The sequence below is a fragment of the Salinibacillus aidingensis genome, assembly GCF_055393355.1.
Genome location: NZ_AP043759.1, coordinates 2,222,256 through 2,236,087, shown reverse-complemented (window position 1 = coordinate 2,236,087; position 13,832 = coordinate 2,222,256). Strand labels below are relative to the sequence as shown.

The following is a 13,832-nucleotide window of genomic DNA, read 5'->3' as shown; positions in this document are numbered from 1 at the left end:
TGCCAGATTGAAGTCTTGTTTTATACAGAAATAATATTTATGCATCTTGGGAAGGATGAAACTCTTATGTGTGGAATTACAGGAATGATTGACTGGAAAAAGGATTTAGAATCAGAGCGGTTCTGGTTGAAAAAAATGACAGATACGCTAAGCTTACGAGGACCAGATGACTCAAATGTGTGGATTAACAGACATGTTGCACTTGGTCATAAAAGACTGGCAGTTGTGGATCTTGAAGGTGGAAAACAGCCAATGATTAAGCAATTTAAAGAGAATCTTTATACGCTTGTTTATAATGGGGAGCTTTATAATACCGAAGATTTAAGAAGGATATTAGTAAAAAAGGGTTACTCATTTCAAACAACTTCTGACACAGAAGTGCTGCTTACAGCCTATATAGAATGGAAAGAAGATTGTGTGGAGTATCTTAATGGCATTTATGCATTTGGAATTTGGGACGAAGAAAAAGAACAACTTTTTCTGGCAAGAGATCGTCTGGGTGTAAAGCCCTTGTTTTTCTTAAATGAAAATAGTAAGTTTTTGTTTGGTTCTGAATTAAAGGCTCTATTGGCCCATCCAAACGTGAAAACTGAAGTTGATCGAGATGGGTTGAGTGAAATTTTTGGCTTAGGCCCTTCGAGAACACCAGGTCATGGCATCTTTAAAAATATACAGGAATTACGTCCTGGCCATGCGCTGATATTTACTAAAGATGGTGTGAAGATTACCCGTTATTGGAATGTCAAAAGCTATGAACATCATGATTCCGTTGAAGAAACGGCTCAAAGGGTAAGAGAACTATTTATCGATGCTGTGACGAGACAATTAATCGCCGATGTCCCTGTGTCTACATTTCTTTCTGGAGGAGTGGATTCCAGTGCAATTACTGCCATTGCCTCACAGTATTTTGAACGTAAAGGAAATGGACCTTTAACCACCTTTTCTGTGGATTATGAAGGGAATGATCAACATTTCCAATCTAGTCGTTTCCAGCCTTCCAGTGACGGACCGTGGATTAAAAAGATGGTCAGCCATTTCTCTACAGACCATCATAATGAGATCATAAGCGGTTATGAGTTGGCCAGTCTACTGAAACAAGCGGTAGAATTAAGAGATCAGCCAGGCATGGCGGATATTGATTCCTCGTTATTATGGTTTTGTAAACAAATAAAGAAACATACGACTGTAAGTTTATCAGGAGAGTGTGCGGATGAAATTTTTGGAGGATATCCATGGTTCCACCATCCAGAAACAAATGAAAATGCAGGATTTCCGTGGATGACTTCGCTGGATTCAAGGATTTCCTTGTTACATCCTGAATGGCAAAGAAAATTAGACCTCAAAACCTACGTTAACGATCGATATCAGGAAACGATAGAAGAAACCCCTTATTTAGAAGGGGAAAGACCGGAAGATACTAAACGCCGGGAATTGTTTTATTTAAATATGCAATGGTTCATGCAGCAACTGTTGGACCGAAAAGATCGAATGAGTATGGGAGCTAGTCTGGAAGTACGCGTTCCATTTGCTGACCATAAATTGGTGGAGTATGTGTGGAATATCCCATGGGATTTAAAAATGTATGGAAATCGTGAAAAAGGAATTTTACGTAAAGCGTTAGAAGGATTATTGCCAAACGAAATTCTTTATCGTAAAAAAAGTCCATATCCTAAAACGTTTCAGCCGGAATATACCAAAGCAGTTACAGAGTGGATGAAGGAAATTTTAGAGGATTCAGATGCTCCGTTATTTGAGTTTATACAAAGAAGAAAAATAGAAGACATTATAAGAAGTGAGGGGGCAGATTTTAAAGATCCGTGGTTTGGTCAGTTAATGAAGGGACCACAATTAATTGCACATCTATGTCAGATTAATTATTGGTTACGGACTTATGATGTAAAAGTAATTTGAATCATTTGCTTACCTGGATGGCTTTTAAACAAGAATTATTAAATATGACCGACAAAAGGCCCAGTGAATGTTCACTGGGCCTATATTTTTTCAATGATTTTATAAAGTTTCTTTAATTTTTAAGCGGATTTAATCCATTTTGATTGATTTTCCATGCAATTGATCCAGCCTTTCAACTAAGGTAGCTCCGGTAGGCCCCGTATTAGATTGTCTGGCTGGAGGAGTTGTAACCATGATATCCTTCAGTTCATACGCCTGCGATCCGTGCTCAGCAAAATCAAGTCCCGATATTTCCTCTTCTTCGGATACTCTTATACCGGCTACTGCTTTTATCACACCAAACACGATGAAAGTCATAATAAACGTCCATGCAAAAGTAGCAACAACTCCCAGAGCCTGGATCCCTAATAGAGTGGCACCACCACCATAGAACAGTCCACCATCAGTAGCGAAGAATCCAACGGCAATTGTACCCCAAATTCCGCATGCACCATGAACAGCTATAGCCCCAACAGGATCATCAAGCTTTAAGTTTCTGTCAACAAAAGCAACTCCCTCAACTAAAACGATACCTGATATAAGCCCAATGATTATCGAACCAGTTAACGATACAGCAGCGGTACCTGCAGTAATCCCCACTAGACCGCCAAGGGCACCATTTAGGGTTAATGATGCATCAATCTTCTTATATCTTAGTGATGAGTAGTAGGCAGATGCTATAACAGCGGCTGATGCGGATAGCATGGTTGTGGAAATAACGTGAGGTACTACAGTTACGTCAGCTGCTAAAGCACTGCCTCCATTAAATCCAAACCAGCCAAACCATAGTAAGAAGACACCCAATGCCCCTAATGGAACATTACTGGCTGGTATAACATTGCTCTTGCCATCTTTGGAATATTTACCAATACGGGCACCCAACAGCATGACTGCAGCGATGGCACCTGCAGCACCAGTAAAGTGAACAACAGTAGAACCGGCAAAATCAACAAAACCTAATTCAGAAAGCCAGCCTCCTCCCCATACCCAGTGACCTACAACTGGATAAATAAAAGCAGTCATAACGATAGTTAGTAAAATATAACTATTTAATTTGATGCGTTCTGCAACTGCACCAGAGATAATCGTTGCACATGTAGCTGCAAACATTGACTGGAAGATAAAAAATCCGATATCTTCCACGCCGTTTAATACGAATCCATCTGTACCAATAAATCCAAATGCATCGGTACCAAACATGAAGCCATATCCGACAATAAAGTATAATACAGCTCCAATGGATATCGTCAGGAAGTTTTTCATCAGGATATTTAAAGAGTTCTTAGAGCGGGTAAAACCCGTCTCTACCATAGAGAAACCAGCATGCATGAAAAAGACTAAAATTGTTCCGAGCATGACCCATGACATATCAACAGATTCCATTCCATTCATCTCCTTTTATTCTTTATATCCAAAGTCACTTTAAGAGCTTATTGCCCCAACGCCATTTTCACCTGTTCGAATACGAATCACATCTTCTACAGGCATGACAAAAATCTTTCCGTCTCCTACATTTCCCTCACCGCAAATTTCTTTAATTAATGTAATGACTTCACCTGTCATGTCTTCTGTAAGGACCATTTCAATTTTGATCTTCGGAAATAAATTAATCTCGTATTCATTCCCCCTGTACACACCTGTTTTTCCTTCCTGTAGTCCACATCCTGCTGCTTCCGTTACTGTAAGACCGTAAATACCAAAATCACCCAGTTTTTGACGTAGTTCAGAGAATTTTTCAGGTCGAATAATGCATTCAATTTTCTTCATATTTTTTCACCCCCACTTAATGTTAGGAAAATTAACATCTTGTGTAATATGATATAACGTAATTTTAGGAATTGCAAGATTATTTATGAAAATTATTTTTTTTAGTGCTAAAAAACGCACATTTTGAACATTTATCACCTGATATAGTCAAAGCGCCTCCGCTTTTCTATCTCCAAGTCATAATTTGCAAGGAATTGAATAGACTTGTACAAACACTTAATGTAAGGGATGAGGTAAATTGAGCCGTAAAAGTATTCGTGAAGTCCGTCAGAATATTGCTAAACGGAAAAATCTGAAAAAGAGAAATGGGACAAGCTCCCACTGGAGTGCTTCCATGGTTCAAGAAGAAGAGAAGCACGGTTATTTTCCTTCTATTCATTCAAATAGAAATCCTGATCATAGAAATGGGAAACAGCAGACAGAAAAAAATTGGATCCCATCTTTTGTTTTTAAGGCACTTCTGGCAGCTATCATCTTTTTTTCTACTGCTATTATTTTGAGAGTGGATTCAGAGGCATTCCAAAGACCAAAAGCCTTTCTTGTGAATGCTTTGACAGATGAATTTCCATTTGCAAAGGTTCAGGGCTGGTATCGGGAGAATTTAGGTACCCCTTTTGCATTTATGGAAAATGAAAAAAATGTTGAGCGGGCTGCAGGTGAAAATGGTCTGATTTTGCCCGTAAATGGTGTTATTAGTCAGTCCTTTCAGCAAAATGGAGAGGGGGTACTTATTGAAGTAGGAAATACAGATAACATGGAAGTTACCTCCATGAAGGCAGGCTCGGTGATATTCGCGGGCAATAAACGGGATACGGGGAAAACGATTGTTATCCAGCATGCAGATGGTACGAATTCCATCTATGGACACTTGAATGAAATTGACGTCTTTCAATATCAGTTTGTTTCCCAGAATGAAGTAATCGGCAGTTTGGATTCACAATCAAGTGAGGGACAGCCGACTTTATATTTCGCAATTCAGGAGGATCAGCGTTTTATAGATCCTGTGAAGGTGATGCAAGTTGATGACCAGGCCTAAATTTCTATCACAATTTCATATCCATCCTTTACTTTGGCTGGTCCTGTTTTTAGGGGTAATAACAGGATCTTTTGTTGAAATTGCCATTATTTTTTGTTTGATTTTCATTCATGAAATGGGCCATGTAGGAATGGCTCTTTTTTTTCGCTGGAGGATTACTAATGTCATGTTCTGGCCCTTTGGCGGCGTGATGGATACAGAAGAATATTTTACTCGTTCCTATAAAGAAGAGTTCCTGGTTGTTCTTGCAGGGCCTATTCAGCATATCTGGATTCATGTTTTATTAACACAATTGATGGCAGTAGAGCTGTTTCCGGTATATCTTCTAGAGTACGCGATCGTATATAATCTGCAGCTGTTATTTTTTAATCTCCTTCCCATTTATCCGTTAGATGGGGGTAGAATTCTATTATTGCTCTTATCCTATAAACTGCCTTTTAAAAAGGTATTGGGATATACAATTTATCTATCTGTTCTGTGTATTCTGATTGGATTATCGATTGCCACGGTAAATCATTGGCTGACCTTTCACACGTTGCTTCTGGCTGGTTTTCTTTTTATTGAAAATCGTCTAGAATGGAAACGAAAACACTATGTTTTTATTCGTCATTTAATGGCACGCTATCATCAGCCCCAATCTCATAGCAATCGAAACCTGCTGGTACCAGCTTCCTCTTCAGAAACCGTAAATGAGGTGCTACAGAAATTTTATAAAGGAAGACACCATCAAATTAATGTGCAATTTGATACCGACTCATCAGCTACTGTAGAAGAGGATCAATGTCTGCGGGCGTTTTTTGAACGAAAGTCTCCCCATATACAAATGAAGGAGCTTGCAAAGATTGGGTACACATAATTGGAGCGATCAACGTGAAAAAGCTGTACATTCAAACCGGAACAACTGAAAAAACAGCCCTGCTTATGGATGGTCATCAACTGGAGCATTTTTTTATTGACCGATCTGATCAGACATCGTTAGTGGGAAACATCTATGCTGGAAGGATAAGAAGAGTCGATCATGGTCTTCAGGCGGCATTTGTTGATATCGGACAGAAAAAGCTTTCCTTTTTACCGAAAAAAGAGATACCTGCTGCACGAAAAGACACAGGACAACCGATTGAGCACTATGTTCATGAAGGCATGAATATTATTGTTCAGGTGACAAAGGATGCTTATGATCAGAAGGGCCCAAGGGTAACCGCAAATGTAACCGTTCCCGGGCACTATTTCATTTATATGCCGTATAGCAGCTATTGGGCAGCCTCCAAACGAATCAATCAAGAGGAAAAACTTCGAGTGCAGTCAAGCGTTGAAGATTCGTCTGCTTCAAGTGAAGGAGCGATTATTCGAACATCAGCATTGCAGGCTGATCAAGACGACCTGGAAAAGGAATGGAAGCGACTGCAGGAAAAGTGGGAGAAACTATACCATCAGGCTAAGTCTGTTAAAAAGCCGGGTCTTTTATTCGCAGACAGGGAAATCCCTGAACGTGTGATTCGAAAATATGCAACCGTGTCAGTTGAGGAGATTATTTTTGATGACATTGAGGCTGCCCGCTCTATCAAACAGGAATACCCTTATGTAGCAGACCAAGTGCGCTGGACAGATAACCTGGATAAGGAAATGCCTCTCTCTGTTAATCAGGCAATCAATAATCTTACACAAAGGACGGTAAAATTAACATCAGGTATTGAGCTTATTATTGAAAGAACTGAGGCACTGACAGTGATTGATGTAAACACAGCAAAGTTTAAGGGCAGGTGGACAAAGGAGCGAACGGTTTTAGGTGCAAATCTAGAAGCGGCTAAAGAAGCGGCCAGACAGATAAAGCTCCGAAACCTGTCCGGGATGATTTTTATTGATTTTATCAGTATGAAAAACAAACAGGATGAGCAGCGGGTACTCGCAGAAATGAAGAAGCAGGCAAAACAGGATTCTGTCTATTGCGAAGTTTTGGGATTTACAAGACTGGGGATACTTGAACTGACCCGAAAAAGGGAAGGGATGGATGTCCCCTCATTGGTTTGTGAGCGGCAGGAAATAACATGGACAGCCCGAACGCATGCCTATCAATTAGAAAGAGAGTTATGTTCATACCGCAAAAAGGATTGTGAGGCCTTTCTGGTTGAAGTGAGGCCGGATGTGTTCGATGCATTTATTAAGCATGTTCATATCAAGGACCTGTCTAAACGAATGAAAATCCCGATTTATCTTGAAAAAAACCCTTTAGAAACTCGTGAATTTGTGATAAAGTTTATTGGTGACCTTAAATGGTTGGAACGTAGTCATACAATGGCAATCGCTATTGACAAATTCATATAAATGATGCTAATATTTTAATGTTGTATTTGTCGTAGCACCTGTATGCTACAACCGCTCAGAACAGGTTTTAAAACTCAGGTCAGCCTTGAGTACCTGAATGGCGAGTCTTAGTCTAAGAGGAGGTGCAAGTATGTACGCTATTATTGAAACAGGCGGAAAGCAGCTGAAAGTAGAGGAAGGTCAGGAAATCTTCGTTGAAAAATTAGGTGCTGATGCCGGCGAAACCGTTACGTTTGATAAAGTTCTTTTCGTTGGTGGAGAGGACACAAAAGTTGGCACACCATATGTAGATGGTGCAAGTGTTACAGCTAAAGTGGATAAAGAAGGCCGTGGCAAGAAAATTACGGTGTTCAAATATAAGCCAAAGAAAAACTATCAGCGTAAACAGGGTCATCGTCAACCGTATACAAAAGTGGTTATTGATAAAATTAATGCATAAGGAATTTTCTATATGATTCATGTTCACATTGATCGTAATGATCAAAATGAAATTCAATCGTTTGAATTAAAGGGTCATGCTGAGAGTGGACCATATGGACACGATCTAGTCTGTGCGGCGGTTTCAGCTGTATCCTTTGGTGCAGTCAATTCAGTCATTCAACTTTGTGATGTGGAACCCCGGATTGAGCAGGATGTAGAAGAAGGGGGCTATTTAAGAATGGAGCTTCCGCTGAATATCAATCAGGAAGCCTATCATAAAGCCCAGCACCTGCTTGAAGGCATGGTGGTTTCATTGCAGACGATTGAACGTGATTATCATGAACACATATCCATTAAATAAGGAGGTGCAGGACATGCTACGTTTAGATTTACAATTTTTCTCACAGAAAAAAGGTCAGGGTAGTACTAAAAACGGTCGTGACTCTGAGTCCAAACGTCTTGGTACAAAGCGTGCTGACGGCCAGGTTGTAACTGGTGGTTCCATCCTTTACCGTCAACGCGGTACAAAGGTTTACCCAGGTGTGAACGTTGGTATCGGAGGAGACGACACCCTTTTTGCAAAAATTGATGGTGTTGTTAAATTCGAGCGTTACGGACGTGACCGTAAAAAAGTAAGTGTGTACCCTGTTGCACAAGAAGCATAATACACACTTTTAAAAAGACTTCATCCTCATAATGAGGCTGAAGTCTTTTTTTATGGTAAACCAGCCTGGTCTGACTGGTCTTCTTCATCCATTCGTCTCCATCTTTATTTGCTACTGATTTGGTCAATCCACATCCCGTAACAGAATCTGTCCACTCCATGTGGCTATGCTATCCTTCATCCCCAAAATTTGCTATAATTTTCATTGATATGCTATTTTACGAAGGTGTATGAAAGGGGGAGTTCGATGAGAGACGAAGAGGTTGTTGATATGATTCGGCATTACAGACATGATTTATTGAATCATCTGCAGTTAATACAGGGCTATGCTCAAATGGATAAACTGGATAAAGTGAAGGAAAAAACAACGGAATTATTGGATGATTTATTGCAGGAACGAAAGCTTTCCAATTTGAATGGGCCCAATTTCACATTATGGATGATGAATTTTAATTCTACATATGACTCGTTTCGGTTATCCTATGAAATAGACCTTGATCATGCAGATTTTTCATCCATTGATCGAACTCTTACACATCATTGTGAAGAAATAATAAAGGAGCTACATAAACATATTTTGGACGAGCAAATCTATAATGGAAAACTGTCCATTTATAAACAAAATCATTCGGTTAGGATGATGATAAGATTTGAAGGGGAGTTTTTAAACCAGCAGGAATTAAAAAGCTCTCTGGTGAACAAACCGTTTATACAGGATGTTGACATGAATGAACAAGGCTGCAGCATAAGATTACGGCTAATGTAGAGGTGAGAGTATGTTTGTTGATCAGGTTAAAGTTTATGTAAAAGCAGGAGATGGTGGGAATGGCAGTGTAGCCTTCCGCCGTGAAATATACGAACCTAAAGGAGGCCCCGCTGGCGGGGATGGCGGAAACGGCGGTGATGTTGTATTTGAAGTTGACGAAGGTCTCAATACCTTGATGGATTTCCGCTATCAGCGCCATTTCAAAGCAAAACGTGGTGAAAATGGCATGGGGAAAGGAATGCATGGCAGAAATGCGGATCCTTTAAAAGTTTCCGTGCCTCCTGGAACAACGGTTAAAAATGCAGATACAGGAGAGGTTATAGCCGATTTAGTGACTCATAAACAGACGGCTGTCATTGCCAATGGTGGCCGCGGCGGTCGGGGAAATATACGATTTACCAGCGCAAGAAACCGTGCCCCGGAGATTGCCGAAAACGGGGAGCCGGGTGAAGAGTTTGAAGTACAGCTTGAATTAAAATTACTGGCAGATGTTGGATTGGTCGGATTTCCAAGTGTAGGGAAATCAACGCTGTTATCTGTCGTCAGTGCTGCCCGGCCGAAAATTGCCGATTATCATTTTACCACTTTGGCACCTAATTTGGGGGTTGTTGAGACAAGTGATCACCGAAGCTTTGTCATGGCTGATCTCCCTGGATTAATTGAAGGGGCTCACGAGGGAGTAGGTCTTGGCTATCAGTTTTTAAAGCACGTTGAGCGAACACGTGTGATTGTTCACGTAATTGACATGTCTTCCTTTGAGGGGAGAGATCCTTATGATGATTATGTCACCATTAACCGGGAGCTGGCCCAGTATGATCAGCGTTTAGAAGAAAAACCACAGATTGTGGTTGCGAATAAAATGGATATGCCTGAAGCAGATCAGCATTTGAACGCATTTAAAGAAAAAATAGATGATAAAATTCAAATTTATCCAGTATCAGCCTTTACAAAAGAGGGACTTCATGATTTACTATTTGCAATTGCTGATTTATTAGACAGGACACCGAAATTTGAGATGCAGGAAGAACAGGAAGAAGAGCGTGTGGTTTACCGTCATAAGCAGAAGGACGATGACTTCAAAATTACCAGGGATCCGGACGGTGCATTTGTTGTTTCAGGCAGTAAAATTGAAAGATTGTTTAAAATGACGGACTTTTCCCATGATGAGTCGGTGCAAAGATTTTCCAGACAGCTTCGAAAAATGGGAGTGGACAGCGCTCTCCGTAAAAGAGGAGCAAGTGACGGGGATACCGTGCGCTTATTGGATTTTGAATTTGAATTTATCGAGTAATACAGTAATTCTGTGAATAGGACTGTTTGAAAACGTTCGGTTTCTCAGATGGACAGCCTTTACAAAAGCCATAAAAAAGGGGAAGAAATTATGGCACAAATGGATGAGAAATTTTATTTAGTAAGAAGCGACGTTTTACCGGAATCTATGAAAAAAACGCTTGAAGTAAAGGAACTCCTCGAACGGGAAAAGGTTACTTCTATTCATGAAGCGGTTAAACAAGTGGATTTAAGCAGAAGTGCTTTTTATAAGTACCGGGATACGGTATTTCCTTTTCAGGCTATGGTAAAAGAGAGAATGATTACATTATTCTTTTACCTGGAGGACCGGGCAGGTACACTCTCAAACTTACTCCGTATCGTAGCGAATGCCGGATGTAATGTTTTAACTATACATCAGACCATACCACTACAGGGAAAAGCCAATGTAACGTTGTCAATTAATACGTCATTAATGAGTATAGAGATTGATCAATTGCTGCAGCAGCTTAAAAAGCTTGATTTTGTCATTCGGGTTGAAATATTAAGTTCAGGAGCTTAAGAATCAGGGGGAAAAACAGTGAATACAGTCGGTTATTTAGGTCCAAAAGGTACATTTACGGAGATGGCTGTAAATGGCCTGTTTGAGGATAAAGTTCAAAGTGTTAGTTATAAAACCATACCAGCTTGTATTGACGCAGTAGATAAGGGTGAAATAGACCTTGGAGTGGTCCCTATAGAAAATGCAATCGAGGGATCTGTACATTTAACATTGGATTATTTAATTCACCAGGTACCCTTGCCGATTGTTGCAGAAGCGATAGTCCCAATTAGGCAGCATTTATTAGTCCATCCTTCCTTTGAAGGTGATATGAAGGAAATTGATCAAATTTATTCCCATGCACAAGCGATTGCCCAATGTCATCAGTTCATACATCAAAATATCCCTCAGGCTGATTTAGATTATACAACTTCTACAGGTGAAGCGGCACTGGTCGTATATAAGCAGGGGGGGAATCTGGCTGCTATTGGGAATGAAAGGGCAGCAAATGAATATGGCTTAAAAATTCTGCAATCTGATGTTCATGACTATGCGAACAATCATACCCGCTTTGTCGTGCTGAGGAAAAGGGATGAAGCCGTGGATATTCCGGATATGGAAAAGCAGGGGGTTAAAACAACGATTATGGTCACCCTGCCCCGAGACTACGCTGGAGCCCTTCATCAGGTATTATCGGCCTTTTCATGGCGGAAAATGAATTTGTCCAAAATTGAATCCCGTCCGATGAAAACAGGTCTGGGTAATTACTTTTTTATCATTGATGTAGATCAGGAATATGACGATGTATTGTTCCCTGGAGTCCAAGCAGAATTACAGGCCCTGGGGTGTGAGGTAACGGTTTTAGGTACTTATCCTAAATACATGATCACAACAGAAAAAATAAAATCACTTAATAAGTAACAAAAGACTGTTCCAGATTTGGAGCAGTCTTTTGTTTTCTATGAGTTAGTTGTCTTTCACTGCGGTAGGATTGGCAATACCCCTTGGGAAAGCAGCCGTTTAAAAAATTTCCTCATAAATATAGACCAATGCCTCAACATTTTTCAATCTGTGCATATGTTGGTATTGATATGGGATTCGTGTAAGAGATTGTAAATTGAAAGAAAGGAGCCATTCAATTGAAAATTCATGTTGTACAAAAAGGCGAAACCTTAAGGGAGATTGCTCAAAAATATGATGTTAATCTTGAAACATTAAAAGAATTTAATACACAACTATCAAACCCGGAAGAAATTTTGCCGGGGATGAAAATTAAAGTACCTTCAGCAACAAAACCGGTTAAAATGGAACGTGCGGAAGAAAACGAAAGAGCAGAGAAACAGCCGGCCAAAAAGCCCGTTCAGCAGGCTAAGCCTAAGCCTGACACCCAGCCTGCCAAGCAACAGCCGGCAAAGCATCCTTACATTGATAAATCACCAGAAATGTCACCAGTCATCAAAGAGGATGAAAAGCCAATGGATAAGGTGATGATGCCATATGAGCAGAAGCCTCAAAAAGCTGAACAAAAGGAAATGCCGTTACCTTCGATGCCAAAAATGCCGATGATTGAAAATAACGAAGAGGAAAGTATCAGCGTGGAGACTTATCATTATAGCCCACAAACTTATATGCATCAGCAGGTTCACTATCCACAGGTACCACAGCAGCAATACATGGGTTATCATCATGTTCCAAAAAAGCCATGCGGCTGCGGAGGTGGTATGAACACCTATTATATGCCTGTGTATCCAACGTACTATCCCCAGCAGCAGATGAGTGGAATGAATCCTATGCAGATGCCATCTAATATGCAAATGCCGGGTTATATGCCGGGTCAAATGCCAGCACCTAGCCAGAATGTCCATCATACCGCAAATTATCAGGAAATGAATCTGGATATGAACGAGGAATCCTCTTCATTGGAAATACCGGAGTTGCCAGATGAATGGAACACAAATCAGTGGGTAACGAGCAATCAACAGCCAACCCCATATGGCCAGCAGCAGTGGAATAGTCAGCCGGGTTATCAGCAGCAACAGCCATGGGGATCAGGTATGAATCAGCCGGCACAACAGTGGGGTGCACCATATCAAGCACAAGGTCAAAGCCCTTTTCCGGGAGGAGCACCGTATGGCTACCCTTCCCCATATAGCCAGCAGGCTCCATACCAGCAAAACATGAGCCAAAATCCTTATGGCCAGGGGCAGTTTCCTCAGTCCTACGATTGGGGTCGGGATCATGAGGGGGACAAATGAAAGTAAACTCCTGGAGAGACGATTCATTTATGGATCGTCTCCATTATTTTTTAAAGGAAAAGGGCGATCTTGATTGTCAGGAAATGATTCCTGTAAAGAAAAACGTATTCAAGGTATATGCGGAGAGTCAATGGTGGATTGTAAAGTGTTATCACTCTCATGCGATAAAAATATGGTCATTATTTTTACAAATCGAGGATCAGAAAAATTTTGTCAGTTTTGTCCCCTTTCCTAATGGCGAAAGGTGGATTAAGGATTCGTTAGGACAATACTGGTGTTTAAGTCCATTTATAGAGGGCCGGAAGTTAAATTATACGTATCATGAAGATCGGTTAGCTGCTATAAATCTTTTACAGGACTTTCACGACACTGCAAAAGGATTACCGATCAAACAGACAAAAACGAAGCCCTTCCTGCAAAAATCCACGGAAAGATACCGGCGTTTTTTACGTACAAAGGATATTTTCACCCAGCATCAGGCAACGCTTTTTTACCAGAATATTGTTAAGCAGACCCGGGATATATTAGAGCGAATGGAAAAATTAAAGTGGAGAAAAATAGAGGAAAAGGCAAATAGAAAACGGTTTATTATTCACGGAGACAATGCGGGTCATAATTTTATCCGTAATCAGGATGGAATTTATCTGTTTGATTTTGATTTGATACAGTATGCGCCTTACGAATATGAATGGATTCAGTTAGCTCAGCGTTTCTTATTTGAAGGTTTGGACCAGTTTGAAGATTTATTTCAGTATCCAGTCTTTCAATCCTTTAAGGGACAGTCCTACTTTTATTACGGTACGATATTTCCAAGTGACCTGTTTCGGGAATGGCTTCATTTT

14 protein-coding genes, 1 pseudogene and 1 other annotated feature are annotated in these 13,832 nt (G+C 40.4%); of the genes and pseudogenes, 13 read left to right on the top strand and 2 right to left on the bottom strand.

Annotated features, from left to right (window positions below):
• Positions 1 to 66 precede the first annotated feature (66 nt).
• The gene (gene asnB, locus ACZ5OK_RS12045; RefSeq protein WP_343837316.1) at positions 67 to 1,911 is read left to right on the top strand and encodes an asparagine synthase (glutamine-hydrolyzing); all 1,845 of its coding nucleotides are present in this window, start codon (positions 67 to 69) and stop codon (positions 1,909 to 1,911) included.
• Positions 1,912 to 2,040: 129 nt separating this feature from the next.
• Here the strand turns inward: asnB and ACZ5OK_RS12040 are convergent, their stop codons facing one another.
• The gene (locus ACZ5OK_RS12040) at positions 2,041 to 3,333 is read right to left on the bottom strand and encodes an ammonium transporter (RefSeq protein ID WP_425542177.1); all 1,293 of its coding nucleotides are present in this window, start codon (positions 3,331 to 3,333) and stop codon (positions 2,041 to 2,043) included.
• Between the two features lie 39 nt (positions 3,334 to 3,372).
• Positions 3,373 to 3,717, bottom strand: a complete 345-nt coding sequence (locus tag ACZ5OK_RS12035; RefSeq protein ID WP_343837310.1) for a P-II family nitrogen regulator — start codon at positions 3,715 to 3,717, stop codon at positions 3,373 to 3,375.
• 238 nt (positions 3,718 to 3,955) lie between these two features.
• Between ACZ5OK_RS12035 and ACZ5OK_RS12030 the strand changes: the two genes are divergently transcribed.
• The 12 genes and pseudogenes from ACZ5OK_RS12030 to ACZ5OK_RS11975 form a co-directional block, all read left to right on the top strand.
• Entirely contained in the window at positions 3,956 to 4,753 is a 798-nt protein-coding gene (locus ACZ5OK_RS12030) for a peptidoglycan DD-metalloendopeptidase family protein (protein WP_343837308.1), read from the top strand.
• A complete protein-coding gene (locus ACZ5OK_RS12025) occupies positions 4,740 to 5,609 on the top strand; it encodes a site-2 protease family protein (RefSeq protein WP_343837305.1) in 870 nt (289 codons plus the stop codon). Before ACZ5OK_RS12030 ends, ACZ5OK_RS12025 begins: the two co-directional genes overlap by 14 nt.
• A gap of 14 nt (positions 5,610 to 5,623) precedes the next feature.
• The gene (locus ACZ5OK_RS12020; RefSeq protein WP_343837302.1) at positions 5,624 to 7,075 is read left to right on the top strand and encodes an Rne/Rng family ribonuclease; all 1,452 of its coding nucleotides are present in this window, start codon (positions 5,624 to 5,626) and stop codon (positions 7,073 to 7,075) included.
• A 39-nt stretch (positions 7,076 to 7,114) separates the two neighbouring features.
• Positions 7,115 to 7,193: a sequence feature (ribosomal protein L21 leader region), on the top strand.
• Positions 7,194 to 7,205: 12 nt separating this feature from the next.
• Positions 7,206 to 7,514: a 50S ribosomal protein L21 gene (gene rplU / locus ACZ5OK_RS12015; protein ID WP_343837300.1), complete on the top strand. Its 309-nt coding sequence runs from the start codon at positions 7,206 to 7,208 to the stop codon at positions 7,512 to 7,514.
• Between the two features lie 12 nt (positions 7,515 to 7,526).
• A complete protein-coding gene (locus tag ACZ5OK_RS12010; RefSeq protein ID WP_343837298.1) occupies positions 7,527 to 7,856 on the top strand; it encodes a ribosomal-processing cysteine protease Prp in 330 nt (109 codons plus the stop codon).
• A 13-nt stretch (positions 7,857 to 7,869) separates the two neighbouring features.
• On the top strand, positions 7,870 to 8,160 hold the full coding sequence (rpmA, locus tag ACZ5OK_RS12005; RefSeq protein WP_093137801.1) for a 50S ribosomal protein L27: 291 nt from the start codon (positions 7,870 to 7,872) through the stop codon (positions 8,158 to 8,160).
• Between the two features lie 246 nt (positions 8,161 to 8,406).
• Positions 8,407 to 8,925 carry a Spo0B domain-containing protein gene (locus tag ACZ5OK_RS12000; protein ID WP_343837293.1) on the top strand — a complete coding sequence of 173 codons (519 nt, stop codon included), beginning with the start codon at positions 8,407 to 8,409 and terminating at the stop codon, positions 8,923 to 8,925.
• Positions 8,926 to 8,935: 10 nt separating this feature from the next.
• Complete coding sequence (gene obgE / locus ACZ5OK_RS11995; protein WP_343837290.1) at positions 8,936 to 10,216, top strand: GTPase ObgE; 1,281 nt, start codon at positions 8,936 to 8,938, stop codon at positions 10,214 to 10,216.
• 90 nt (positions 10,217 to 10,306) lie between these two features.
• Complete coding sequence (locus ACZ5OK_RS11990) at positions 10,307 to 10,756, top strand: ACT domain-containing protein (RefSeq protein WP_343837287.1); 450 nt, start codon at positions 10,307 to 10,309, stop codon at positions 10,754 to 10,756.
• A gap of 18 nt (positions 10,757 to 10,774) precedes the next feature.
• Positions 10,775 to 11,656 (top strand): prephenate dehydratase, encoded by an 882-nt coding sequence (gene pheA / locus ACZ5OK_RS11985; protein ID WP_343837284.1) that lies wholly within the window; start codon positions 10,775 to 10,777, stop codon positions 11,654 to 11,656.
• Positions 11,657 to 11,874: 218 nt separating this feature from the next.
• Complete coding sequence (locus tag ACZ5OK_RS11980) at positions 11,875 to 12,990, top strand: LysM peptidoglycan-binding domain-containing protein (RefSeq protein ID WP_343837282.1); 1,116 nt, start codon at positions 11,875 to 11,877, stop codon at positions 12,988 to 12,990.
• Positions 12,987 to 13,688: pseudogene (locus tag ACZ5OK_RS11975) on the top strand (phosphotransferase); the annotation flags it as partial. The gene ACZ5OK_RS11980 and the pseudogene ACZ5OK_RS11975, both read left to right, overlap by 4 nt.
• Positions 13,689 to 13,832 lie beyond the last annotated feature (144 nt).